At 65.4% G+C, this 24,422-nt stretch carries 19 protein-coding genes and 1 tRNA gene; 9 read left to right on the forward strand and 11 right to left on the reverse strand.

What is annotated here, in order from left to right:
* Positions 1–12: 12 nt before the first annotated feature.
* Positions 13–807, forward strand: a complete 795-nt coding sequence (locus C0V74_RS03980; protein WP_143250733.1) for a SapC family protein — start codon at positions 13–15, stop codon at positions 805–807.
* A 178-nt stretch (positions 808–985) separates the two neighbouring features.
* Here C0V74_RS03980 and C0V74_RS03985 read toward each other — a convergent pair whose 3' ends face one another.
* Positions 986–1,924, reverse strand: a complete 939-nt coding sequence (locus C0V74_RS03985; RefSeq protein WP_143250734.1) for an N-formylglutamate amidohydrolase — start codon at positions 1,922–1,924, stop codon at positions 986–988.
* A gap of 94 nt (positions 1,925–2,018) precedes the next feature.
* Between C0V74_RS03985 and C0V74_RS03990 the strand changes: the two genes are divergently transcribed.
* From C0V74_RS03990 to C0V74_RS12825, 6 genes are all read left to right on the forward strand, one after another.
* Positions 2,019–2,408, forward strand: coding sequence for a cell cycle two-component system response regulator CpdR (locus C0V74_RS03990; RefSeq protein ID WP_131625268.1), 390 nt, complete (start codon positions 2,019–2,021; stop codon positions 2,406–2,408).
* 69 nt (positions 2,409–2,477) lie between these two features.
* Positions 2,478–2,552: transfer RNA gene (locus tag C0V74_RS03995), tRNA-Val, on the forward strand.
* Positions 2,553–2,678: 126 nt separating this feature from the next.
* A complete protein-coding gene (locus tag C0V74_RS04000; RefSeq protein WP_131625680.1) occupies positions 2,679–3,905 on the forward strand; it encodes an NADP-dependent isocitrate dehydrogenase in 1,227 nt (408 codons plus the stop codon).
* A 181-nt stretch (positions 3,906–4,086) separates the two neighbouring features.
* Positions 4,087–5,715: a bifunctional GNAT family N-acetyltransferase/carbon-nitrogen hydrolase family protein gene (locus C0V74_RS04005; RefSeq protein WP_143252148.1), complete on the forward strand. Its 1,629-nt coding sequence runs from the start codon at positions 4,087–4,089 to the stop codon at positions 5,713–5,715.
* A gap of 307 nt (positions 5,716–6,022) precedes the next feature.
* On the forward strand, positions 6,023–7,783 hold the full coding sequence (locus C0V74_RS04010) for a cation:proton antiporter (protein ID WP_143250735.1): 1,761 nt from the start codon (positions 6,023–6,025) through the stop codon (positions 7,781–7,783).
* Between the two features lie 42 nt (positions 7,784–7,825).
* Positions 7,826–7,984, forward strand: coding sequence for a hypothetical protein (locus C0V74_RS12825; protein WP_168194143.1), 159 nt, complete (start codon positions 7,826–7,828; stop codon positions 7,982–7,984).
* Between the two features lie 2 nt (positions 7,985–7,986).
* Here the strand turns inward: C0V74_RS12825 and alaS are convergent, their stop codons facing one another.
* The 5 genes from alaS to C0V74_RS04035 form a co-directional block, all read right to left on the reverse strand.
* Positions 7,987–10,653 (reverse strand): alanine--tRNA ligase, encoded by a 2,667-nt coding sequence (alaS, locus tag C0V74_RS04015; protein WP_143250736.1) that lies wholly within the window; start codon positions 10,651–10,653, stop codon positions 7,987–7,989.
* Positions 10,654–10,731: 78 nt separating this feature from the next.
* Positions 10,732–11,553 carry a class I SAM-dependent methyltransferase gene (locus C0V74_RS04020; RefSeq protein WP_143250737.1) on the reverse strand — a complete coding sequence of 274 codons (822 nt, stop codon included), beginning with the start codon at positions 11,551–11,553 and terminating at the stop codon, positions 10,732–10,734.
* Positions 11,554–11,716: 163 nt separating this feature from the next.
* Positions 11,717–12,787, reverse strand: coding sequence for a recombinase RecA (recA, locus tag C0V74_RS04025; RefSeq protein ID WP_143250738.1), 1,071 nt, complete (start codon positions 12,785–12,787; stop codon positions 11,717–11,719).
* A gap of 121 nt (positions 12,788–12,908) precedes the next feature.
* A complete protein-coding gene (locus tag C0V74_RS04030) occupies positions 12,909–14,489 on the reverse strand; it encodes a hypothetical protein (RefSeq protein WP_143250739.1) in 1,581 nt (526 codons plus the stop codon).
* Positions 14,490–14,499: 10 nt separating this feature from the next.
* Positions 14,500–15,999 (reverse strand): DUF4139 domain-containing protein, encoded by a 1,500-nt coding sequence (locus C0V74_RS04035; protein WP_143250740.1) that lies wholly within the window; start codon positions 15,997–15,999, stop codon positions 14,500–14,502.
* 130 nt (positions 16,000–16,129) lie between these two features.
* On the opposite strand from C0V74_RS04035, the gene C0V74_RS04040 reads away from it, so the two are divergent.
* On the forward strand, positions 16,130–16,525 hold the full coding sequence (locus C0V74_RS04040; protein ID WP_143250741.1) for a DapH/DapD/GlmU-related protein: 396 nt from the start codon (positions 16,130–16,132) through the stop codon (positions 16,523–16,525).
* On the opposite strand, the gene C0V74_RS04045 is transcribed toward C0V74_RS04040, so the two are convergent.
* The 5 genes from C0V74_RS04045 to dapA are packed head-to-tail and all read right to left on the reverse strand — an operon-like array spanning position 16,522 to position 22,322.
* The gene (locus C0V74_RS04045; RefSeq protein WP_143250742.1) at positions 16,522–18,960 is read right to left on the reverse strand and encodes a response regulator; all 2,439 of its coding nucleotides are present in this window, start codon (positions 18,958–18,960) and stop codon (positions 16,522–16,524) included. The two genes, C0V74_RS04040 and C0V74_RS04045, sit on opposite strands and share 4 nt — an antisense overlap.
* Before the next feature lies 1 nt (position 18,961).
* Positions 18,962–19,549 carry a DUF2062 domain-containing protein gene (locus tag C0V74_RS04050; RefSeq protein ID WP_143250743.1) on the reverse strand — a complete coding sequence of 196 codons (588 nt, stop codon included), beginning with the start codon at positions 19,547–19,549 and terminating at the stop codon, positions 18,962–18,964.
* Between the two features lie 38 nt (positions 19,550–19,587).
* Positions 19,588–20,070 carry an SsrA-binding protein SmpB gene (gene smpB, locus C0V74_RS04055; protein ID WP_143250744.1) on the reverse strand — a complete coding sequence of 161 codons (483 nt, stop codon included), beginning with the start codon at positions 20,068–20,070 and terminating at the stop codon, positions 19,588–19,590.
* Positions 20,071–20,130: 60 nt separating this feature from the next.
* On the reverse strand, positions 20,131–21,441 hold the full coding sequence (locus C0V74_RS04060; protein ID WP_246844956.1) for a hypothetical protein: 1,311 nt from the start codon (positions 21,439–21,441) through the stop codon (positions 20,131–20,133).
* The gene (gene dapA, locus C0V74_RS04065; RefSeq protein WP_131625678.1) at positions 21,441–22,322 is read right to left on the reverse strand and encodes a 4-hydroxy-tetrahydrodipicolinate synthase; all 882 of its coding nucleotides are present in this window, start codon (positions 22,320–22,322) and stop codon (positions 21,441–21,443) included. The genes C0V74_RS04060 and dapA overlap by 1 nt, the downstream gene beginning before the upstream one ends.
* Before the next feature lie 289 nt (positions 22,323–22,611).
* On the opposite strand from dapA, the gene C0V74_RS04070 reads away from it, so the two are divergent.
* A complete protein-coding gene (locus C0V74_RS04070; RefSeq protein WP_246844957.1) occupies positions 22,612–24,399 on the forward strand; it encodes a lytic transglycosylase domain-containing protein in 1,788 nt (595 codons plus the stop codon).
* The last annotated feature ends 23 nt before the right edge of the window (positions 24,400–24,422 follow it).

Consider the following 24,422-nt stretch of genomic DNA (forward strand, 5'->3'; position numbering starts at 1 on the left):
CGGAGACCTGATATGGCCAGCGCGCCGCAGCCGACCCTGCCGTTGTTCTACCAAGACCTCATGCCGCTCAACAGCCGCGATCATGGCAAGTACAAGATCAACCCGCCGCAAGGGTTGAAGTGGATGCGCGATCAGCACGCCATCCCGTTGACGGCTGACGAATTCATCCAGGCGCAGCGCAACTTCCCGATCGTGTTCAGTTCCGGCGAAGGTAGCGTGCCGCTGGCTCTGCTTGGGCTGAACGAAGGCGTGAACACCTTCTTCAACGATGACGGAATGCTGGAAGAGGACGTGTATATCCCGGCCTATGCTCGCCGGTATCCGTACTTGCTGGCCCGGCTGACGCCTGATGCGCAGGAGCTGTCTCTGTGCTTCGATCCGACCGCAGAGGCGATCGGCGAATTCGACGAAGGCCGGCCGCTGTTCGATGACGAGGGCAAGCCGACCGAGTCCGTGGAAGGCGCGCTCAAGTTCTGCGAGCAGTTCGAAGAGGCGGGCGCCCGCACTCAGGCGTTCGTGGCCGAGTTGGTCAAGGCCGATATGCTGATGGACGGCGAAGTCGCCATCACTCGCAACGAGACGCCGGACCAGCCCTACATCTACCGCGGCTTCAAGATGGTGAACGAGGAAAAGCTGCGCGAACTCGACGCCGAGACCGCCAAGCAGTGGACTTCGAACGGGATCATGGCGCTGATCTTCGCCCACCTGTTCTCGATGGACCTGATGCGCGTGGTCTTCGCGCGGCAGGTATCTCAAGGAAAGATCCAGGCGATCGAAGGTCAGCTGGAGACCCCGGCCGCCTCCTGATCGATCGCGGATAGGCGGGCGCCAAGGCGGGGTTGAAACCGCTTTGCTGCGCGCCTATTTCGCTCTTGCCCAGTTCGCGCTTCCCTCATGGCCGGATCGGGTTTGGTGCACCGATGTGCACCTCCTCCCTGAACCTTGGCCACCTCGTGCGTTTGCACGAGGTGGTTTTTTCATGGGCCTACTCGGCTGCGAGTGGCGTCGTCCTGGCGCCGCCCAGATTCGCGACTTCGCCGGCCAGCGCCCGGACCAAACCGGCAACCGTGCGGATCACTGCGCCCGCTCGCACGCTCGTTTCAGCGAACCGCGCGTCGAGATAGCTCGACCGGCATATCTCCAATTGCAGCGCGTGGATGCCCCGCGCTGGTGCAGCGTGGCGGTCGAGCACGTAGCCCCCAGCGTATGGTCGGTTGTGCGCGGCGACCCGGCTCTGCGCCTCCAGGAAGGTGAAAGCCGCGCTCACCAGTCCGCGGTCGCAGCTCGCGCCGAACCGATCACCGATGACGAATTCGGGCGCCGGTTGTCTGCCTCCCGGAGAACCGAGCGGCGGCATCGAATGCAGATCGATCAGCAGCGCCGCGCCCCACTGATCCCGCAGCCGCTCCAGCGCCCGCGCCAACGCAGCGTGATACGGTGCGTGGATCAACGCGATGCGTGCATCGAACTCATCGCGCGGCATGGTCCCGCGCCAGATCTCCCCCAGCCCAGCCAGGCGGCGCGGCACCACTCCAAGTCCGCTGCGCGCGCGGCGATTGGCTAGTGAGTGCCGTGCGCCCCCGGCATTGCCGCCGGCGATCATCGACCAGTCCATGTCATCGGGCGCCCGATTAAGGTCGACCATTGCCCGCGGTGCCTGCGCGACGAGCAGCGCAGCCCCGGTCGCCTCCGCGATGCCCCGGGCTAGCGAATCGACGTGCCGGTCCTCCAGTCGCAAGGCCGCATCGGCGGGATGGCGCATCCGGGCAGTCAGGGCTGCGGGATAGACGCGTCCGGCGTGGGGCGCCGCTATTAGCACCGGGATCGGAGCGCCGATCGGCTGGTGTAACTCGAACGCGGGAAGATCGGTTCCGGGGATCGTGCCCCCTCCCTTGCCCTCGCCCGGATAGCCCTCGCTCGCCATGGATCTTGAGGTAATGCCCTCGGCGCGTGTGTCAAAGCAGGCCGCCAGCTTCGGCGCGAAAGATTTCTTAAGCGCCATGGGGTAAGACGCGCGCATGAACGAGCTTCCCCAGACCCGAATCCTCCTCGCCGAAGACGAGGAGGCGATGCGCACGTACCTGTCGCGCGCGCTTGAGAAAGCAGGCTATTCGGTGGTCGCGGTGGACCGCGGGACCGAAGCCCTGCCGCTGCTGGAGGCGGAGCATTTCGACCTGCTGCTGTCGGACATCGTCATGCCCGAAATGGACGGGATCGAGCTTGCCCAGCGGTGCAACGAGGTCAGCCCGGCGACGAAGGTGATGTTCATCACCGGTTTCGCCGCGGTGACGCTGAAGGCCAGCCGGGAACAGCCGCGCGCGAAAGTGCTGTCCAAGCCCTTCCATCTCAAGGATCTGGTGCTCGAGGTCGACCGGGTATTTCGGACCGAAGAAGCCGCCCGCCTCTGACCCCCTTGCAGCGGCGCGCAGCCGCCGCTACATGGCCGCCTCGCCACGCAGTTGGCGGCACGATGGTGCGGGCGTATAGCTCAGTGGTAGAGCACTATGTTGACATCGTAGGGGTCGCAAGTTCAATCCTTGCTACGCCCACCATCGAACCTTCGAGAGGCGTCGCGAAAGCGGCGCCTTTCGCGTTTCCGGGCTGCCCTTGCACCCTGCCGGTGCCCTGCTAAAGCCCGCGCAACCTCCCGATACAGCATGACCGACAGCAGGACCGATATGGCAAAGATCAAGGTAGTGAACCCCGTCGTCGAGATGGACGGCGATGAGATGACCCGCATCATCTGGCAATGGATCCGCGAGCGGTTGATCCTGCCCTATCTCGATATCGACCTGAAGTACTACGACCTCTCGGTCGAGAAGCGCGACGAGACGAACGACCAGATAACGGTCGATTCCGCCGAAGCGACCAAGAAGTACGGCGTCGCCGTCAAATGCGCGACGATCACGCCCGACGAGGCGCGAGTCGAAGAATTCAACCTCAAGTCGATGTGGAAAAGCCCCAACGGCACCATCCGCAACATCCTGGGCGGCACGATCTTCCGCGAACCGATCGTCATCCAGAACGTCCCCCGACTGATCCCGGGGTGGACCGACCCTATCGTGGTCGGCCGCCATGCGTTCGGCGATCAGTACCGCGCGACCGACTTCGTCGTGCCCGGACCCGGCAAGCTGCGCCTGGTATTCGAGGGTGACGATGGCGAAGTGATCGACCGCGAGGTGTTCAACTTCGCAGGCGGCGGCGTCGCGATGGCGATGTACAACCTCGACGATTCGATCCGCGACTTCGCCCGCGCCAGCTTCAACTATGGCCTTAACCTCGGCTGGCCGGTGTACCTCAGCACCAAGAACACCATCTTGAAAGCGTATGACGGCCGCTTCAAGGACCTGTTCCAGGAAGTGTTCGACAGCGAAGGCTTCGCCGAGAAGTTCAAGGCTGCCGGCATCGTCTACGAACACCGCCTGATCGACGACATGGTCGCTAGCGCGCTCAAGTGGTCGGGCAAGTTCGTGTGGGCGTGCAAGAACTACGACGGCGACGTGCAGTCGGACCAGGTGGCACAAGGCTTCGGCAGCCTCGGCCTGATGACCTCGGTTCTCCTGACCCCGGACGGCAAGACTGTGGAAGCCGAAGCCGCGCACGGCACAGTTACCCGCCACTACCGCCAGCACCAGCAGGGCAAGGCGACCAGCACCAACCCGATCGCCAGCATCTTCGCCTGGACCCGCGGCCTCTATTATCGCGGCAAGTTCGACGGCACCCCCGAGGTGCAGAAGTTCGCCGAAACGCTGGAGCGGGTGTGCATCGACACCGTCGAAAGCGGCAAGATGACCAAGGACCTGGCCCTCCTCATCGGTCCCGAACAGGCTTGGATGACCACGGAGCAGTTCTTCGAAGCGATCGTCGAGAACCTTGAAAAGGAAATGGCCGCCCAGGCGGGGTGAAACCATCGCGTCGCTCGGCCATTGATCGAGCGATGTGATCCCTGATGCGAACCTAGGGACCGGGTCGGCTGCAGCTGAGCCCGGTCCTTTCGCATAAGCAGCCCGCTTTTTCGTGTTCGCACACGCGACGCCACCGATATGGAGTTCCATGGCTGATACCGCCAACAGCAAGCCGCGCTCGATGCCCAGGCGCAAAGCCAGCGAAAAAGCAGGGAAACGCCGGCTGGAGGTGCGCAACGCCCGCGTGAAGGACATCCCTGGCATCGCAGCGCTGGTGCGGCGCGTATACGACGAGATGCCCGCCTATACCCACGGCGAGATCCGCGGCCAGATCAACAATTTCCGCGAGGGCTGCTTTGTCGCTCTGCTCGACGACACCATCGTCGGATACTGTGCGACGATGCAGGTTGCCGAAGCGCTGGCCTTTCAGGATCACGACTGGGACGAGATCACCGGCAATGGCTTTGGCAGCCGGCACGATCCGACCGGTGACTGGCTCTACGGCTACGAGATGTGCGTCGATCCCAAGGTGCGTGGCGTGCGCATCGGTCGGCGCCTGTATGAAGAGCGGCGCTCGCTGGCCGAAGAGCGCGACCTGACCGGGATCATTTTTGCCGGCCGGATGCCGCACTACCGCCGCAACCGGCGCAAGGTCAGCGGGCCGCAGGACTACCTCGACCAGGTGGTCGCCGGAAAGCTGCACGATCCGGTACTGCGCTTCCAGCTCGCCAACGGGTTCGAGCCGGATCGTGTGCTGGAAGGTTATCTACCCGAAGACACCGCTTCGGCCGCGAACGCAGTGCTGATGGTGTGGCGCAACCCGTACGTCGAGCGCGACCAACCGGCGAAGAAGCGACTGCCGCGCGGGGTGGAATCGGTCCGCGTCGCCACCTGCCAGTTGCAGGCGCGCGCAGTGAAGGATTACGACGAGTTCCTCTCAACCATTCGCTATTTCATCGACGTTGCAAGCGATTATGAGGCGGACTTCATCCTGTTTCCCGAACTCTTCACGCTGATGTTGTTGAGTTTCGAGGAGAAGGAACTGTCGCCGGTCGAGGCGATCGAGCGGCTGTCGGACTACACGCCGCGGTTGAAAGCGGACATTTCCGACATGGCGATGCGCTTCAACATCAACATCATCGCCGGCAGCCATCCAACGCGCATGGACGATGGCGACATCCACAACGTGTCGTACGTGTGCCTTCGCGATGGTTCGATTCACGAGCAGGAAAAGATCCACCCGACGCCCAACGAGCGGTACTGGTGGAACATTCGCGGCGGTGAGAAGATCGATGTGATCCAGACCGACTGCGGTCCGATCGGCGTGCAGATCTGCTATGACAGCGAGTTCCCCGAACTCAGCCGCCGACTGGCCGACGAAGGCGCGCGGATCATCTTCGTGCCGTTCTGCACCGACAACCGGCAGGGTTACCTCAGGGTGCGCTATTGCGCGCAGGCGCGGGCAATCGAGAACCAGTGCTTCGTGGTGATGAGCGGCAACGTCGGCAACCTGCCGAACGTCGCCAACATGGACGTGCAGTATGCGCAGAGCTGTATCCTCACGCCCTGTGATTTTCCGTTCGCCCGCGATGGCATCGCGGCCGAAGCGACCGAGAACGTGGAAACGTTGACGATCAGCGACATCAATCTCGCGGACCTGAATTGGGCGCGCGCGGAAGGCACCGTCCGCAACCTCGCTGATCGGCGTTTCGACCTCTACCGGATCGAATGGGACAAGACGGGCAAGCATCCCGGCAAGCCCCGCCCGCGCCGCGAACCGCTGGGGCACGGCGGACCGGGCGGCGGATAGGATCGCGTCGCGGACCAAACCCACGGCCGCGTGTTAGGCGCTGTGTAATTCGTTTTCCTATTCATCGGCTTGGCCGCTACCCTTATGCGGCATGTCGTCACCGTCTATCCTCGCGCGATCTTGTCCGCACTCAGGCCTGCGCGCGTCGTTATGATCGTGGCCCGTTATCAGTACCGCTCCCGTCAAGGTCACGCCCGTTGAACAATAAAGGCGATAAAACAGGCGTCTGGATGCCACAGTTACGCAGTTTTGCTCACGGTTCTGTGCGCGGCGCAAGCCTCCGCGCTCGCATGGGCAAGGCGCGCTGATGGCGGCCGAACTCGCAGCCAGCGACACGCTCTCGGACGCGCTGGTGATCCTGGGCGCCGCGGGGATCGTCATCCCCGTGTTCCATCGGTTCCGGATCACTCCGATCATCGGCTTCATCCTGATCGGCATCGCGGTCGGGCCGTTCGGCCTGGGGAGGTTCGTGCCGCAAGCGCCTTGGCTCTATCACTTCACCATCACCGATACCGAAGCGCTGGCGCCGTTCGCCGAATTCGGCATCGTCCTGCTGCTGTTTACGATCGGGCTGGAGCTGTCGTTCAATCGGCTCTGGTCGATGCGGCGGCTGGTGTTCGGTCTGGGCGCGCTGGAATTGCTGATCATCGGCTGCCTGATCGCCGCGGGTTTGTCGTTGACGGGCCTGAGCCTGGCCGGCGCGGCGGCGCTCGGCTTCGCCCTCGCGCTCAGTTCGACCGCGATCGTGCTGCCGATTTCCGGCACCACCACCCCGGTCGGGCGCGCCGCCCTGTCGATGCTGTTGTTCGAAGACATCGCGATCGTCCCCATCATCTTCACCCTGGGGGCGCTGGCTCCCTACGCGCAGGCTGACGGCCTCCAGGGCCTGGTCACGACCCTGTGGCAGGGAGCTCTGGCGGTGATCGGCTTGCTGGTGGTGGGGCGGCTTGCCCTACCACGGCTGTTTGGTCAGGCGGCGCGCACCAAAAGCCCCGAGTTGTTCCTTGCGGCCAGCCTGCTGGTGGTGATCGGCGCCAGCCTGGCGACCGCGGCGGCGGGCCTGTCGCCGATCGTCGGTGCGCTGATTGCCGGACTGCTGATCGCCGAGACCGAGTACCACGGCGAAGTCGAGGGGATCATCGAGCCGTTCAAGGGTCTGGCCCTGGGCGTGTTCCTGATCACGGTTGGCATGAGCGTGGACCTCCAGCGCATCTGGACGGAGTTCGGCTCGATCGCACTCGCGGTAGTCGCCGTGCTGTCGCTGAAGGCGGTCGTCACCGGGGTGCTGCTGCGATTGATGGGGGCGCGGCGGGGGACCGCTGCGGAAACGGGCCTGCTGATGTCCAGCCCCAGCGAAACGACGCTGATCGTCCTCGCCGCTGCCACCGCCGCGCAATTGATCGATCCGGCCACGGCGCAGTTCTGGCAAATCGTCACCGCCATCGGCCTGACGGTCACCCCTTTGCTGGCCCGGCTCGGCTCAGTAGTGGCGCGGCGCGTAGAGCCGTTGCCGGCAATGGAAGACGCCTTGGGCGAAGGGCGGGCGATCATTGTCGGTGCCGGGCGGGTCGGTCGGCTGGTAGCGGACATGCTCACCGTGCACGGGATCCCTTATGTCACCATCGATAGTGATTCCGACCTTGTCCTGCGCGCCCGCCGCCGCAAGTACCGCGCCGTGTTCGGCGATGCGGGACGCGGCCAGACCCTGGAGCGTCTGGGCATCGATCACGCCCCAGCGATTATCCTGACTATGGACGAACCGGTGCTCGCCCAGCGCCTCACCGCCAAGTTGCGCCGTGCTCACCCCGACCTGCCGATCATCGCCCGTGCGCGCGACCTGGCGCATGCCTCCGCCCTGTACCGGGCGGGAGCGAGTCATGCGGTGCCCGAAACCCTCGAAAGCTCGCTTCAATTATCGGAGGCGGTGCTGGTGGACCTCGGCGTGCCGATGGGGCCGGTGATCGCCTCGATTCACGAAAAACGGGACGAGTTCCGCGCGCTTATTAGGGAACAGGGGGCGCTGGATTACACCCCCAAGCTGCGCACCAGCGTGACGGACGAGGGATAGATCACGCGTCTCGCCCGTTGGTGAGGCGAAGGAGAAGTCCCGATGACGACGACCAAATCGCCCGAGAAGAGCACACCCGCCGACCAGGCCGGCGAGGAACACGGATCGATCGACCAGCGCCAGCGGCACGAGCGCGACATGATCGACACTGCCCGGGGAAGCGAACCCGCAACCCGCGGGTCATCCGGCCGCCGCAACTGAGGTCAGGCCGGGGCGGTCTCGCTCTCCAGCGCAGCGCGCACGGCGGCGATCGCCTCGGCAGCCTTGCTAGCGTCCGGACCGCCGCCCTGGGCCATGTCCGGGCGGCCACCACCGCCTTGCCCGCCCAGCGCTGCGACCCCCGCGCGCACCAGCGCGACGGCATCGTAACGACCGACAAGATCTTCGGTCACCGCCGCCGCGATCGCCGCGCGTCCATCGTTCACCGCCACTATCGCGGCGACCCCTGATCCCAGGCGCGACTTTGCTTCGTCGAGCAGTCCGCGCAGTGCCTTCGCCTCAAGACCATCGATTACCTGGCCGGAGAACGCCACCCCGCCGATATTTTCATCAGCCGGGCCAGCCCTGGCCGCGCCGCCGCTGAGCGCCAGAGCCTTGCGTGCTTCGGCCAATTCCTTCTCGAGCCGCTTTCGCTCATCGAGCAGCGCGGCAAGCCGAGCTGGCACATCTTCAGGAGTCGATCGGACGGCGGCGGCGGCATCCTTCAGCGCGTCCTCGCGTTGAACCAGCCACTGCCGCGCGGCTTCGCCCGTCAGAGCTTCGATGCGCCGCACTCCTGAACTGACAGCGCTTTCCGAAATGATCCGCAGCAAGCCGATGTCGCCCGTCGCGCGGACGTGAGTCCCGCCGCACAACTCCACCGAGTAGTTGCGGCCCTCGTCCCCGGCCCGCCCCATGCTGAGCACGCGGACTTCGTCGCCGTACTTTTCGCCGAACAGCGCCATCGCCCCCGCCCCAATCGCCTCTTCGGGGCTCATGAGCCGCGTGGTGACCGTCTCGTTGGCGCGGATTTCGGTGTTCACCTCAGCCTCGATCGCGGCGATATCGTCCGCGCTCAGGGGCTTGGGATGAGAGAAGTCGAACCGCAGCCGGTCTTCTGCAACCAGCGATCCCTTCTGCGTCACGTGATCGCCCAGCCGGTGGCGCAAGGCCGCGTGAAGCAGATGGGTTGCCGAATGATTGGCCCGGACACGATCCCGGCGGTCGGCGTCCACCTGCAGGTGGATCGTGTCATTCACACGGAGAGAACCCGCTTCGATCGTGCCGTGATGAGCGTGCAACCGGCCAAGCGGCTTGGAGGTGTCGGTGACTACGATGCGCAGACCTTCCGGCGTCGAGATCAGACCCGCGTCGCCAGCCTGTCCGCCGCTTTCGCCGTAAAACGGCGTCTGGTTGGTTAGCACAACCACCTCGTCGCCGGCGGACCCGCTGTCCACCGGTTGGCCATCACGGATCAACGCGACCACGCGGCCCTCACCCTCCGTCGACGCGTAGCCCGTGAATTCGGTGCTTCCCTCGCGCTCGGCGATGTCGAACCAAAGTTCGCTGTCGGCCGCGGAGCCGCTGCCCTTCCAGGCCGCGCGTGCCGCTGCTTTCTGGCGCGCCATGGCGGCATCGAAGCCGCCGCGGTCAACCGTGATCCCACGGCTGCGCAACGCATCCTCGGTCAGGTCGTACGGAAAACCGAACGTGTCGTAGAGCTTGAAAGCTGTCTCACCGTCGAGGCTCGCCCCTTCCCCCATCTCGCCCGTCGCCTCGTCCAGCAGGCGCAGGCCGTTGGCCAGGGTGCGGCGGAACTGGGTCTCCTCGCGCTGTAGCGTTTCCTCGATCAGCGGTTGCGCGCGGCCGAGTTCCGGGAACGCCTGTCCCATCTCGGTCACGAGGGCGGGGACCAGTCGGTGCATCAGGGGCTCGCTGGCGCCCAGGAGATGCGCGTGACGCATGGCCCGGCGCATGATGCGCCGGAGCACATATCCGCGACCCTCGTTGGACGGCAGCACCCCGTCGGCCAGCAGGAAACTGGTGGAGCGCAGGTGATCGGCGATGACCCGGTGGCTCACCTCCGCCTCGTCACTCGGGGCGCCCAGCGTGAGCGCCTTGGACGCCGCGATCAGTTCCTGGAAGGTATCGGTGTCATAGTTGTCGTGCACGCCCTGCAGCACGGCCGCGAGGCGCTCCAGCCCCATTCCGGTGTCGATGCTGGGCTTTGGGAGATCGGCAACGATCTCGTCCGCTACCTGCTCGTACTGCATGAACACGAGGTTCCAGATCTCGACGAAGCGGTCGCCGTCCTCGTCGGGGCTCCCAGGGGGGCCACCGAAGATATGCTCGCCGTGATCGTAGAACACTTCCGAACATGGACCGCACGGCCCGTCCGAGCCCATCGACCAGAAATTGTCCTTGGTCGGGATGCGGATGATCCGCTCTTCCGGCAAACCGCTGATCTTCCGCCACAGGTCGAACGCCTCGTCGTCGGTGTGATAGACGGTGGCGGTCAGGCGGGCGGGATCGATGCCCCATTCCTTCGTCAGCAAGGTCCAGGCATGCAGGATGGCCTGGTCCTTGAAGTAGTCTCCGAAACTGAAGTTGCCGAGCATCTCGAAGAACGTGTGGTGCCGCGCGGTATAGCCGACATTGTCGAGATCGTTGTGCTTGCCGCCCGCGCGAACACACTTCTGGCTGCTGGTCGCGGTGGCCGCCGGCGGGGTCTCAAGGCCGGTGAACGCGTTCTTGAACGGGACCATTCCCGCATTGACGAACATCAGCGTCGGATCGTTGTACGGCACCAGCGGCGCGCTGGGCACGACGCGGTGCCCCTCGCGAGCGAAGTAATCGAGGAAGCTGCGGCGGATCTCGTTGGTCGAGGTCATAATGCCAGCGCAGTTAAATGGTGCAACGCGGCGCGACAAGCAGATTGCGCGAACGGCCCACGAGCGATGCTGCCGCCGTCAGGCACCGACACGCGCGGTCACGATCCAGGCCGCGCCGGGAAGCGCCACCAGATCGCCCTGAGCATTTCCGGCGAGATAGTTGCGCAATCGGGACACGAATTCCGCTCGCGCCGTGTCGCCAAGCTGCGCCGCGCCTCGCGCCGCAGGCCCGATGGCCGTGAAAAAGGATACCGCATCGTCGACCGCGTGTTCGCCCATCCCGGCGACATAGGCGAATTCGACCGCTTCGAAGGCGATATCCTGCCACCCCGCCCCTCCCAAGATCGCCACAACCCGAGCGCGATCGGCAAAGGCGAAGGGCCCGGGCTCATCCGCCGCCGGCGGGGGGGCCGGGTCGGGCAGGAGCGCGGCCAGGCGTTCGGCCCAGGGGTTGAGCGCGCGGTCCCGGAAACAGGAGAAAACAAGCCGTGCTGCGGGTGCGGCAGCCTTGGCGAGGTTGGTGAACGCCGATACGGGATCGCTGAAAAACATGACTCCGTGGCGGGATACCACAAGGTCTGGGGAAAAATGCGAGCCGCGCCAGTTGGCGGCGTCCGCCACCAGAAAAGTCGCATTGCCTAGGTTGGCGGCCCGGGTGCGCGCCACTTCGACAAGATCTTCGCTGATGTCGAGGCCGATCACCTCAGCGTCGGGGCGACCTCGAGCCAGCGCCAACGACAGTTCACCGGCGCCGCACCCGACATCGACCGCGCGCATGATGGGGTGAGCGCAGGCGCTGGCAAGCAGCCGGTCCGTCAGTCCGGCGAAGCTGCGGTCAGTGCGGCGCCATTCCTCCGCCCACTTGCGTCCGACCCGCCCTTCCCACTCGCTGCGATCCATCGACACCCTCCCGTTTCGTCGAACCACGGTTCACCGCAACGCGACGCAAATGCAACAGCGGTTTGCGTCATAGGCTTAGACGGGAAGAGCCGGCACGGGTCCCACAGACACCGCGCCGGCTTTCCGGGTGGGCAGGCGTGAAAGGCTCGCCTGCTATGAGGTATCAGATGTCGTCGTCCGCGTCCGGGCCCGTCATCATCTCCTCGGCGACGGCATCGGTCCGGCCGCGAATCGCAGCTTCCAACTTGTCGCAAAGTTCAGAATTTTCTTTCAGGAACTGCTTGGCGTTTTCGCGGCCCTGACCAATGCGGATCGAATCGTAGCTGAACCAGCTGCCCGACTTCTCCACCAGGCCGGCCTTGACCCCGAGGTCGAGGATCTCGCCGATCTTGGAGATGCCCTCGCCGTACATGATATCGAATTCGACCTGCTTGAACGGGGGCGCGACCTTGTTCTTGACGACTTTCACCCGGGTCGAATTGCCGACGATGTCGTCGCGATCCTTGATCTGTCCGGTGCGGCGGATGTCCAGCCGAACCGAAGCGTAAAACTTCAGCGCATTGCCGCCCGTGGTCGTCTCCGGATTGCCGTACATCACGCCGATCTTCATGCGCAGCTGGTTGATGAAGATCACCATGCACTTGGACCGGTTAATCGAGCCCGTCAGCTTGCGCAGCGACTGGCTCATCAAGCGGGCCTGCAGGCCGACGTGGCTGTCGCCCATCTCGCCTTCGATCTCCGCCCGCGGAACCAGCGCGGCGACTGAATCGACCACCAGCACGTCGATGGCATTCGAGCGCACCAGCGTATCGACGATCTCGAGCGCCTGCTCGCCCGTGTCGGGCTGCGAAACAATCAGTTCGTCGATGTTGACACCCAGTTTCTTGGCATAGGCGGGGTCAAGCGCGTGTTCGGCATCGACAAAGGCGACCGTTCCGCCATTCTTTTGCGCTTCGGCGAGCACATGCAGCGCGAGCGTCGTCTTGCCCGAGCTTTCCGGACCATACACCTCGATCACGCGGCCCTTGGGCAAGCCGCCCACCCCAAGCGCGATGTCGAGGCCCAGGCTGCCGGTGGAGATCGTCTCGACCTCCATGGTTTCCTTCTGACCCAGCTTCATCGCCGAGCCCTTGCCGAACGCACGATCGATCTGCGCAAGCGCGGCGTCGAGCGCCTTCTGACGGTCAGTATCCAAGTTCTTGCCTTCCACCAGCTTCAAGTTCGCTGCCGCCATGACACACCCTTTCGCGCTTTGCCTAGACCCGCAGGCCCGCTGTCAACCGAAGGTGCATGTATTCTGTTTGTTCCACGAGAACAAGAGGAGAACGCAATTTATTTCCAACTCGGTTGCTGGCTCACTCGCTGATCGATCTCCATTCTATCCGGCGATTACCGTTCCCCGGCACGATCACGTCGGCGATCTGCTGGCCGTCCTTGACCCGCACACCCTTAAGCCCCGTAATCCGCGCGGCGCCGGCGCGGCCGAGCGACATGCGGACTGTCACCGGCTTGGGGGTGGCATTGCTGAGGACCGCGCGCATCGTGGCCCCCGTACCAGCGTCGCCAGCCGGGTCGCGGCCTGCGGCGCTACAGGTGACGAAGACCTGCGTGCTCTGTCCCAAGCCAATCTCGACCTCCTGCCCCGCAGCGTAGTCGCGGATCGTGGGCCGGCCAATCAGTTGGTCGCCGCGGGCAGACTGTTCGAACACCGTCAAGCTGCCGGCGGGAAGAGCGACGCCGAGGCCGTGCTGTGTATCGTTCACGGTCGCCAAGATGATCGACGCGGCCCGGGCGCCTTCGGGAGCTGTCCAGGGTGCACACTCGGTGGTATAGATCATTCGCCCGGTGACCTGGTCGCGATCGAGGAAAGCGATCTGTTTCTGGCTTTTCGCGGTCACCGTCACCGGTTCGGGCACCCGGTAGAGTTTCAGGTCGGCCAGATTCTCTTCCCGCGCGACCAGCGCCGGCGCACGAGCGCGCGAGCCGGTGACGATGATGTCCTGCGCAATCGCTGCCATGGGCGCGGGAGGCGGCGGCGGGGGCGGCGCGAAGGGATATGGAGGGGGAACCTCCACCGGCGATCCCGCGGCCGTGCTGCCCAATGGATAGCATAACAACCGCAGCGGCTTGGCATCGGGTGGATCGGCGAGCTCGCGGTAATTGCTGACGACGCTCAGCCTGCCGGCCACCGCCAGCAGTTCGGCATCGGGAAAGCTCTGGCCGTTATCATTGACCAGCGTGAGCCAGCTGGTGAGGTGCATCGACAGCTTGTCGGGCGAGGCGCCGCCTGCGACGGTGGCGACGTAATTCGCCTGCCAGTCAAAGCCCCAGGCGAGATAGGTCAGCGTCACATCAAACGTGCCGCCCCGCGGTGAAGCGGTGTCGATCGTATAGACCGGGTTGGCTGACAGGCCCGGCGGAACCCGGTCGAAAGTCACGTTCTCAGCCAAGCCGGAACAACGGACCGCTTCGAACCCGGCCGAGGTCTGCAACACGAGGCCACCGTCGGCGCGCGTGCGCACGATCGCCTCCTCGCTGGTCGCAAGGCCGCTGGCCGGATTGGTGCGGGTGATCGTCACTCGATTGCCGAGCGAGCCGTCGACCAGTGCGCCGGGGCTCAACAGGTCGGCGTTGCGGTTCTTTTCGATCGTGCCGCCCGGCAGGCCGGTCACGATCGCGCTGACTGCCACCATCCCCTCGGCCACGCCATCGAAGCGGATGGTCGATTCGCCGGGGGGCAAGACCACCCGCCGGGTCTCACTGATCATCGCGAAGCCGCGCGGCCAGTTGCGATCGAGCTTCTGATCCGGCGCACGATCGGGATCGCGGTACATTGTCACCGAGATCGCCCTGGGAGCCGAGGCGTCGACGGTCTCGCGCGCCTCTCCTGGTGAACCAGCACCGGCGAGCAGCAAAAGCAGGACGGCACGCCGCATCGCGGTGCCCTTAGTACCGGGTGTCGTAAGTGACCCGCACTTCGCGCCGGCCGTTCGCCGGCACGGTGACGAGATATTTGCGGCGGTCGGCGTTGATCTGTTCGCCCGGCACGTCCTCGCTGGAGACGCGGAAGTCGCGGCTCCACCAGCCCCGGTCGAGCCCGCTCTGGCTCAGTTCGACTTCTACCGGGACGGCTTTGGCATTGGTCAGCGTGTAGCGCATCGTGGTGCGCCAGAATTCGACCGGCCGTTCGCTGGTAACGCTGGCGGCGCGACCATCGTCAGCGATGACCCGGTAACGACTGGTCGCCTCCCATTGCTGCGAGGTGATTTTCTCGCGGCTGACTACCTCGGCCTGCACGAACACGTCGAACGCGTCGCCGGTGACGAGGGTGAGGGCGCTGCCCATCGGCGTGTGACCGATCCGGCTCTCGCCGATGAACTGCGGAGTGCCCTCCCGATCGCGCTGATAGAACCGCACCGTCCCCGCCGGCAGCGCATCCCCCAGCCCCTGCTCGCGGGCTGTCGAAAAGCCGACCGCCGTGGTCGCGTTCACTGGCGCGTGGTCACTGGTGAGCCAGCCGATGGTGCGAGCATAGACCTTCCTCGCCGGCACGCCCTGCACGTCAAGGAAGCTGACCTGCTTGGTCTGCGCGTTAGCCACGGTAGTCCGGCCGGGCAGCGGGTAAAGGTAGTAGTCGCCCAGCCGTTCGCGCGGCGCCGTTTCGGTGCCCGGCCTGAAGCCACCGCGCGGCGGGGGCGGCGGCGGATTGCGAGAATTGCCGCTGCTGGACGGGCTGCCCGCCACCAGGACCGTGCGGGCATCGTGGAACGTCGTGCCGGTCTGATTGGTCAGGGTGACCCAGCCTTGCATGTCCGTCGTGCCCTTGGCCTCGTCATACAGCGCGACATAGTCCGCCGACCACCCAAGCCCGCCGGTGAGATAGCGGATCGCGGCTGGCCGCACCCCGGCGTGGTCGCTGTCGATCGATACCGACAGTGTTGGCCGCGCGCGCAAGTTGGGCGGGACTCGGTCGAACACCACCCGGGTGGGCAACCCATCGTCCCGCAACACCTCGATCCGGTCGCCGATCCGGACGACCACCCCGCCCGCGGTCGATAGCACGGTGGCGCGCTCCACCGTCTCCCCGCCGGTGGCGGGGTTGGTGCGCACCAGTGTTACCGTCTGTCCGATCGCCTTCTCCATCAGCTTGGCCGGCGTCAGCAGGTCGAAATCGAAATTCTGCTCCAGGATGCCGGCACCGTCGGCACTGAAGCTCAAGGTTTCAGGCTGAATCTGGGCGGAAACATCGGGGAAATCGATGCGGCTGCGTCCGTCGGCAATCGCCAAGCGGCGCACGTCCTGCACCAGCGCCTGCCCATCATTGTAGATCGTCAGCGCAAGATCGCCCTGCGCGGTCGGTTCGCTGTCAGCCGTCTGCGCGGCCACGCCGACCGCAGCGCCCAGCACAATCGCTGCTCCCAACCCCAGCTTCCACCGCCCGCCCATTGCATTCCCCTCGCTTGGTCGCGTACCGCCATATCGCGCAAGTAACAGTGTATCATGGGTGAACGACCGGCAACCACCGTTTTGTTTGTCGTTATTGCCGCCGTGCGCAGCCGAATCTAGGGACTCGTAGATGAAGCGAAGCGATGATCCCAGGCGCGCAAGATCGCTGCGGCAGGTGTGGCAGTACCTGACGCGGCGATACTTCTGGCGTTCGCGTGTGGCTCGCTCGGCCTGGATTCACGCCACAGCATCGGTTGACCGCACGCATCCCGCCGGCATCGAAATTGGCGAAGATGTGTGGATCGGCCCTTACGCCATGGTGCTGTCGCACGACATGAGCCGCGGGCTTTACGCCCGGACCGTAATTGGCGCGCGCAGCGTGATCGGTGCCCGGGCCGTGGTGATGCCGGGTGTCACGGTGGGTCTGGACTGCATCGTCGCGCCAGGTTGTGTGGTGTCGCGCGACATACCGTCGGGGGAACACGTCGCCGGCAATCCGGCACGGATCGTGCGCTCGCCTGACTAGGCGCGCTCCGTGGCCCGCGATGCGCCGAGCACCTCCCCAGCCTTGTCGGAAATCTGCTGCACGCTGAACGGCTTGGCGATGAAATGCATGTTGGCGATGTCGAGATCGCGCCGCAGCTGCTCTTCGGCATAGCCTGACATGAACAGAATCGGCAGCGAGGGCTTCACCCGGCGGATCGCGCGCGCCATCGTGGGGCCGTCCAAGCCCGGCATCACGACGTCGCTTACCACCAGGTCGAACGTCCCGCCGTTGGCAACGGCGGCCAGGCCTGCTTCCCCATCGGCGCATGCAGTGACCTGATAACCGGCCCGGGTCAGTGCCCGCTCGGCAACGGCGCGGACCATGTCCTCGTCCTCGACCAGCAGAACCTTGCCGCCCCCGGACCATTGCGCGGCAGGCGCGGGCGTCGCTGGCTTGCGCGCTTGCGGCACGGGGCCCTGGTGCACCGGGAAGTACACGCTGAAGCGCGCGCCTGCCCGGCCCTTGCCAGCGGCTGGCGAAACGTTGTCAGCGAAAATGAAACCACCGGACTGCTTCACGATGCCATAGACGGTGGACAAGCCAAGGCCGGTGCCCTTCCCCTGCTCCTTGGTGGTGAAGAACGGTTCAAAGATCTTGGTCAGGTTTTCGGGGGGAATGCCTCCTCCGGTATCTTGCACCACCATCACGGTATAGTCGCCTTCGGGCAGAATCTCGCTACCCATCTGCCGCACGTCGCGCGCGGATACGCGTCGAGTGGCGAGCGACAGCTTGCCTCCGGCACCCTTGCTCAACATCGCGTCCCGCGCATTGACCGCCAGGTTCACGATCACCTGTTCCAGCTGCTGCGGATCCGCCCGAACCGGTCCGAGATCGCGATCGTGATGAACCTTGAGCTCGATTTTCTCGCCTAGCAGCCGCTTCAGCAGCAGGCTCACCTCGCTGATGACATCCGGAAGTTGGAGCACTTCGGGCCGCAGCGTCTGCTGGCGGCTGAAGGCGAGCAGTTGGCGGGTAAGCGCCGCCGCACGGTTTGAGTTGGCCCGAATCTGCTGGATGTCGTCGTAGTCGCTGTCGCCCGGCGTATGGCGCAGCAGCATCAGGTCGCACGTGCCGATCACCGCGGTGAGCACGTTGTTGAAGTCGTGCGCAACTCCGCCCGCGAGCTGCCCGACCGCCTGCATCTTGGTCGCCTGCGCCACCTGCCGCTTCAGCTTGGTCTCCTCGGTCGAATCGACCAGGCTGAGCAGCACCGCCGCTTCGCCCAATCCGCGTACGCCCGCGATACCCAGCGACACCGGATCGTCCGCCGCGCCGCGCAGGCGCACGGCCATGTCGGCCGCGCTCGGCGCGCCTTTGCCGAACCGGCGGACGGCATCGACCAGTGCGCCCTTGTCTTCCGCCACCACCAGGTCGGACGGGAACGGAGGCAGGATGCCCCCTTCGATGCCCGCGGCCCGCCGGAACGGCGTATTCGCGAACAGGAACCGCCCGTCCCGATCGGTCATGGCGAGGCCAAGCGGAAGCGCGCCCAGCAGTGCCTCGAGCTGCGGCGCGGCACCGCTGCCGGCGGCAACCTCGGGAGAGCCGCCAAGGCCCACCCCCGCGTCGACCAGCAGCATCAGCGAAGGACCCTCGTCCGCGTTCGGTGCCCGCGGGGTAGCCTGCTCGGTCAACGGGACGTGGATCAGGGTCTGCGGATTGCCGCGGCGCCCTTCGCGGGAAAAGAATATGCGCTCGCGCTCATCCGCCCGCAGCAGGGTAGCGAATTCCTGGCCCGCAAGCGTGGCGGCCGCATCACCCGTCGCCCGCTGCGCAAACCCGGGCGCGGCCGCCCGGACCAGGCCATCGGCGCCGACCAGCGCCGCTTCGATGCCACTACGCGACAAAACCCGGCCCAGGGCCCCTGTGATCCGCGCTGACAGGTCCTCGACAAAATCGTCTTCGGTCAGTCCGACGAAGCGCCAGATGAGGTAATCGTCGCCTCGTCCCGCCCGCTCGGCCTGCGCGCTCCAGCTGGCGGCCCCGTCGCCGGCGTCAATCCGTTCGGCGCGGCTGCTGCCCTCGCGCCACGCTTCGCGCGCGACCCGGGCGAGCGCTTCCAGGCCGCTGCGCTCGAGCGGCAGATTGGGCGGCGCGCTGTCGGGACCGAACCAGCCGCTGTAAACGGTATTGGCGCAAACCAGCCGGTTAGCGCGATCCACGATCGCGACGCCCTCGCCCGCCCGCTCAATCGCGGCCACGGTGACCGACCAGTCGGGAGTGGCAAGTTCCTCCGCCCCACCCGCCGGACGAAGGCGCGCGATCACCGCGCCCACCATGACGAAAACCGCCAGGGCGCCGGTGAAGGACAGCGGGGTCACCGCGTCGCCGCTCGCCAGCCAAACCAGCGCGGCGCTGATGACGATCGCCGCCGCGATACCGCCGATGAGCGGTGTCAGCCGGTTCGTCTCCATCTCAGAACCCTGCGTCGCTGGCGGACGCAGCCCGCTCACGGCGGGTGCGCCGTTCATGCAGCTTGCGGGTCCGTTTCCTTGCAACGATGATCCGCCACGCGAACACCGTGACCAGGTAGCTTACCGCGGACGCCACCACCGCGATCACGACCAGCCCGAAGGCCGTCACCAGGGTCGCCCCTGTCAGCCATTGCAGCATGTCACCGAACTCGCTGCGCTCCATCGCCGCATTGACGGGTGCGACCACGGTCATCGCATCGACCCGCAGCATCCACGATCCCACGTTGTAGCCCAGCACCCACACCAGCGGCGTGGTGAACGGATTGGTGACGAATGTTGTCAGGGCCGCGATCGGCACGTTCGCGCGCACGGGCAGGCATAGCACTGAGGCGAACAAGATCTGCGCGAACGGGACGATGATTCCGACGAGCATCCCCAGCGCCACCCCGCGTGGCACCGACCGCCGGGTAAAGCGCCACAGGTCCGATCGCAGCACCCGGCTGGCGAAGGGGCGCATGACGCGGCTCTTCTCCATCTGCTCGCGCGTCGGCAGGTTGCGCTGGACCCAGGCGGTAGTGCGTTGAAACATCGGTGCGGGCCGCCCTTAGGAGATCGCGGTGCGCGCGGCTAGCCGCGCTCGCGCATCAGACGCGCCTTGTCACGCTGCCAATCACGATCCTTGGTGCTCTGCCGCTTGTCGGCCGAGTTCTTGCCCTTCGCCAGCGCCAGTTCAACTTTCGCCCGGCCGCTCCCGTTGAAATATATCGACAGCGGAACCAGCGTCATGCCCTTGCGCTCCACCGCGCCGGTCAGCTTGTCGATCTCGCGCGCGTTGAGCAGCAGTTTGCGCGGACGCTTCGGCTCATGATTGAAACGGTTGCCGTGGCTGAATTCGGGCACGTTGGCATTGACCAACCACACCGACCCGTCGCGCACCTCGGCATAGCTTTCGGCGATCGTCGCCTCGCCGGCACGCAGGCTCTTCACCTCGGTCCCGGTCAGCATCAGCCCGGCTTCGAACTTGTCGTCGATAAAATAATCGTACCGTGCGCGCCGGTTCTCGGCGACGGTCTTCTGCTTGTCGAATGTTGCGGGTTTCGGACGGGCCATTGGCGGCCATGTAGGCCGTCCCGCGCCAATGCGAAAGGGCGCCCACCAAGGTGCGGTGCCTCAGTGCGCCAGAAGGTCCTCCGGCAGCGTTGGTTCGCTCAGGATTTGCTCCATCCGCCGCCACTTCGCTTCCTGGGTCGCACCCGCCGCTTCGACGTGCGCGCGCACCATGTCCTGCCCCAGTCCGTAATTGATGATGTAGCTGCGATAGGTCTTGATGAAGCGGATCGATTGCGCTGCGCGTTCAGGCGATTCCAGCTGGTACTTTTGTAGCAGATCGGCGGCTTCTGCCTCGGTGATCTCGCCCGCCAGCAATCGCGAGGCGACGGTATAGCGCGCGGAGGTCAGCTTCTCGGTCATCTGGTTGAGCGCGACGAACCGGGCGACATCGGCCGTGGGCAGGCCTGCGAGCGGCGCCAGCACCCGTGTATTGAACGCGACTGCGTCATCACCTGGAAATGCTAGGTCGATACCGTAATTGGCCGATCCTTCGGCGATCAGCGACTGCGGGGAATAGAGCGGATAGACGGCGTATTCGCGCCAGCCGCGGCCTTTCACCAAGTCGCGCTCCAGCAGTACGTTGTATACGTGGTGCCCCGGGTATCCTTCGTGGCAGCCAAGGTCGATCGCGCGGTCCAGGCGCACCGGCAGGTCGGTATTGACCTCGATCTTGGAGTGATAGTCGCCCTGATAATAGTTGTAGCCGCTCCACGGCTTGTCGGTGACCAGCGCCAGTTCAAACCGCTCGCCCGCTGGCATGGCGATCCGTGCCAGCGTGCGGCTGCGGCACTCCGCGATCGCTGCGTCCATGACGGGCTTCAGGCGGTCGGCCGGAATGTCGAACTGTTTCTTGAATGCGTCCACCCGCTGCCACAGCGGCCCACTGCCGGGCACCAGGCGATCGACCTCCGCAATGACCGGATCGAACGTGGACAGCGCGGGCGTTTCCGGCCGCACCCCGAACAGGCCTTGCGCTTCATCCTGGAACGACAGCTTGGCACCTTGCATCATCTGCAGCCGTGTGATCGCAGCGGTAAGCTGGGCCACCAGGAAGCGGGCGCGGCGCTGCTCGAGCGAGGGTTCGACACCACTGGCCCGCAAAAGTCCGGCGGCCCGGTCGCGCAGCGCAAGTGCCCGTGCCGACAACTGGGGCAGCGACTGCCCCGCCGCGTCGGACACCGCGCGGTTCTTTACCACGTCAGGCCCGTAAAAGGCGTCGATGTAGCCGCTTTCCTTCTCCCCGATCGTCAGCTGCAGCAAGACATAGTCGTCGGCGATCGCATCCATGCCGGTATCAGTCGCCAGGCTTTCCCCCGTGGTCGCACACGCCGCGAGCGCCGCGCTTGCCACCATCGCCAGCAGAGCCCGCATCAGATCAGTTCAGCATGCGCGAGGGCTTCGTCGACCGCCTGGCGCGCGGCTTGCGAACATTCCACCAAAGGCAGGCGCACGCTCGGATTCAGCCAGTCGTGCACCCGGCTGAGGGCATACTTGACCGGCCCCGGGCTCGCATCCTCGAACATCGCATAATGAAGCGGATAGAGCTTGTCGTTCAGCTCCCGCGCGCGGGTCAGATCATTGGCCGCGATCGCCGCCTGGAACTCCGCGCACAGCGCGGGCGCGACGTTGGCGGTGACCGAGATGCACCCCACCCCGCCCGCGGCGGAGTGCGGCAGCCACAACTCGTCATCTCCCGATAGCTGGCAGAATTCCTTGCCGATGCCCATCCGGTGGTCCGTCACGCGGCTCAGATCCCCGCTCGCATCCTTGATGCCGACGATCTTGCCCGGAAAGCGCGTGGCGAGCTCGCATACCGTTTCAGGCATGATGTCCGTCACCGTCCGGCCGGGAACGTTGTAGAGCACTATCGGCAGGCTGCTGTTTTCGGCCAGGAAACTGAAGTGCGCGATCAGTCCTTCCTGGCTTGGCCGGTTGTAATAGGGTGCCACGCACAGCGCGGCCGCTGCTCCAGTCTTGCGGCTGAAGTTCATGTGCAGCCGGGCGTTCATCGTGTCGTTCGAACCGCAGCCGGCGATCACCGGCACCCGTCCGGCGGCCTGCTCGACGCAGACCTCGATCACCCGGTGATGCTCGGCATTGGACAGCGTCGAGGCCTCTCCCGTCGTGCCGCACGGGACCAGCGCGCTGGACCCGCTGTCGATCTGCCAGTCGACCAGCCGGCGGAACGCCTGCTCATCGAACGATCCGTCGCGAAAAGGAGTCACTAGAGCGGGTATGGAACCGGAAAACATTGCAGTGGCGCCTTTGCTACGGTCATATCGGCCAGACGGAGGGGTGGGTTCCGCGCGCCCGATTTCAACGCATTCATCGCCTGATAAGGAGCCAGTGGCCAGGATGTCCAGTATGGTCGCCAATCGTTTATATTCGCTTCGCTTTCTTCCTCTTGTCGCGCTTGCGTGCGCTTCCGCGCCGGTTGCGGCGCAAAGTTACGACAACGGCCGGGCACAACTGGTGGCAAGCCAACCGGGTCAAGCCGCGGCCGCTGTTGCACGCTGGAAGCAGCTGACCGGCAGCAGCCGCATGGCATTTTCCGATTACGCAGGGTTCGCGCTGGCATATCCCGATTTCCCGCGGATGGAGGTCATCCGTTCAAGTGCGGAAGGCGCGCTGGAGCGCGATCTTACGGCGACGCCGCAACAGGTCGCCGCGTTCTTCGATCGGTTCCCGCCGATGGCGAACCCGGCCCGCGCGCGATATGCCCTGGCACTGTCGACGCTTGGCCGCCCGAACGCCCGCGAAGTGGCGCGCGCAGCCTGGCGTGGCGGCGAGATGAGCAGCGGTTCGGAGGCGTATCTGCAAGGGCTGTTCGGCCCGACCTTCACCGCTGACGATCACGAAGAACGGATGCGCGCGCTGCTGTGGCAGGGCGACAGCGAAGCCGCCGCCCGCCAGATGAACGTGGTCCAATCGGCCAACCGCGAAGGCTACATGGCGCAGCTTGCCCTGCTGCAGGGGAACCTGCCGACTATGATCGGTCTGTCGGTCCCGGCCAGCGTCACGACCGACCCGGCTTATGTGTTCAACCTGGCACGGCACTATCGCAATACCGGCCAGACCGACCGCGGACGGCAGTTGCTGGCGACCCGCGCGACGTTTGCGCGTCCGCCGCACGACGCGCAGAACATGATCACCGAAATGCTCTCGCAAGCCAAGGGAGCATCCGCCAACACGGCGGCCGCGATCGCCGGCAAGGTGGACGATCTGTTCGCGCCCGGGACCGACATCTCCGCACTCTCGTACAAGCTGCGTGACGACTATACCTCGCTGATGTGGCTGGGCGGCACCAGCGCGTTGTGGTCTATGGGCGACGGCAATCGTGCCGCGCCGATGTTCTATCGCTATGGCAATGCCGCGCGCACCCCTCAGACCCGCTCCAAAGGCTTCTATTGGGCCGGCCTCGCGTCCACCCGGGCGGGCAATCAGGCCGAGGCGAACCGTTTCTTCGAGATGGCCGCGCGCTACCCTGAATATTTCTACGGCCAGCTCGCACTGGAGCGGCTTGGCCGCCCGCTGCCGCGCTTCAACCAGGCGGCGCTGGCGCAGCCGCTACCCGCCGATGTGGCGGCGTTCAACGCGCGCCCGCTGGTGCAAGCGATCCGTTTCAACGCGCGATCGCAGCCCGACTGGCGGACGGAGCGATATTTCTTCACCGAGCTGGCCGATCAGGCGACCACGCCGGGGCAGATGCAGATGGCCGCCAATCTCGCCAGGGAGCTGGGCCTCAATGAACTTGCAGTGGTGCTCGGCCGCGTGGCACCCGAAAAGGATCTGACCGGCTTCACCGCGACCGGGTTCCCGGTGATCACCACCCCGGCTGGCTCCGACTACACGATGGTGCACGCGATCACGCGGCAAGAGAGTGAATTCGACCGCGACCGGATCAGTCACGCCGGTGCGCGGGGGTTGATGCAGCTGATGCCGGGGACTGCGAATGAACAGGCGGGGAAGATGGGCCTCGCGTACATGAGCGCGAACCTCACCCAGGACACGCAATACAATATCCGGCTCGGTGACGCCTATTTCGCCCGGATGCTGAGCTACTACGGCGGCAGCTACCCACTCGCAGTTGCCGCGTACAACGCAGGCGCGGGCAACGTGAACAAGTGGCTGCGTGCGAACGGTGATCCGCGCACCGGCAGTGTCGACTGGCTTCGCTGGATCGAGGAAATCCCGTTTTTCGAGACCAAGAACTACGTCCAGCGGGTGCTCGAGAATGCAGTGGTGTACGAGGCGCTGCACCCGGAGCGCACCCGTTATGGCAACGCGCGCGGGATCACCCAGTTCATCGGCAAGCGTTCGCCGGGTTGATACAGCTCCCTTACGGCGGGTAG

The sequence above is a fragment of the Altererythrobacter sp. TH136 genome (assembly GCF_007065885.1).
GTDB lineage: Bacteria > Pseudomonadota > Alphaproteobacteria > Sphingomonadales > Sphingomonadaceae > Tsuneonella.

Bases quoted from the DNA above. Each gene is read 5' to 3' on its own strand.
- C0V74_RS03980 (WP_143250733.1), top strand. From the start codon at position 13: ATGGCCAGCGCGCCGCAGCCGACCCTGCCGTTGTTCTACCAAGACCTC.
- C0V74_RS03985 (WP_143250734.1), bottom strand. From the start codon at position 1,924: ATGGCGAGCGAGGGCTATCCGGGCGAGGGCAAGGGAGGGGGCACGATC.
- C0V74_RS03990 (WP_131625268.1), top strand. From the start codon at position 2,019: ATGAACGAGCTTCCCCAGACCCGAATCCTCCTCGCCGAAGACGAGGAG.
- C0V74_RS04000 (WP_131625680.1), top strand. From the start codon at position 2,679: ATGGCAAAGATCAAGGTAGTGAACCCCGTCGTCGAGATGGACGGCGAT.
- C0V74_RS04005 (WP_143252148.1), top strand. From the start codon at position 4,087: ATGCCCAGGCGCAAAGCCAGCGAAAAAGCAGGGAAACGCCGGCTGGAG.
- C0V74_RS04010 (WP_143250735.1), top strand. From the start codon at position 6,023: ATGGCGGCCGAACTCGCAGCCAGCGACACGCTCTCGGACGCGCTGGTG.
- C0V74_RS12825 (WP_168194143.1), top strand. From the start codon at position 7,826: ATGACGACGACCAAATCGCCCGAGAAGAGCACACCCGCCGACCAGGCC.
- alaS (WP_143250736.1), bottom strand. From the start codon at position 10,653: ATGACCTCGACCAACGAGATCCGCCGCAGCTTCCTCGATTACTTCGCT.
- C0V74_RS04020 (WP_143250737.1), bottom strand. From the start codon at position 11,553: ATGGATCGCAGCGAGTGGGAAGGGCGGGTCGGACGCAAGTGGGCGGAG.
- recA (WP_143250738.1), bottom strand. From the start codon at position 12,787: ATGGCGGCAGCGAACTTGAAGCTGGTGGAAGGCAAGAACTTGGATACT.
- C0V74_RS04030 (WP_143250739.1), bottom strand. From the start codon at position 14,489: ATGCGGCGTGCCGTCCTGCTTTTGCTGCTCGCCGGTGCTGGTTCACCA.
- C0V74_RS04035 (WP_143250740.1), bottom strand. From the start codon at position 15,999: ATGGGCGGGCGGTGGAAGCTGGGGTTGGGAGCAGCGATTGTGCTGGGC.
- C0V74_RS04040 (WP_143250741.1), top strand. From the start codon at position 16,130: ATGAAGCGAAGCGATGATCCCAGGCGCGCAAGATCGCTGCGGCAGGTG.
- C0V74_RS04045 (WP_143250742.1), bottom strand. From the start codon at position 18,960: ATGGAGACGAACCGGCTGACACCGCTCATCGGCGGTATCGCGGCGGCG.
- C0V74_RS04050 (WP_143250743.1), bottom strand. From the start codon at position 19,549: ATGTTTCAACGCACTACCGCCTGGGTCCAGCGCAACCTGCCGACGCGC.
- smpB (WP_143250744.1), bottom strand. From the start codon at position 20,070: ATGGCCCGTCCGAAACCCGCAACATTCGACAAGCAGAAGACCGTCGCC.
- C0V74_RS04060 (WP_246844956.1), bottom strand. From the start codon at position 21,441: ATGCGGGCTCTGCTGGCGATGGTGGCAAGCGCGGCGCTCGCGGCGTGT.
- dapA (WP_131625678.1), bottom strand. From the start codon at position 22,322: ATGTTTTCCGGTTCCATACCCGCTCTAGTGACTCCTTTTCGCGACGGA.
- C0V74_RS04070 (WP_246844957.1), top strand. From the start codon at position 22,612: ATGGCATTTTCCGATTACGCAGGGTTCGCGCTGGCATATCCCGATTTC.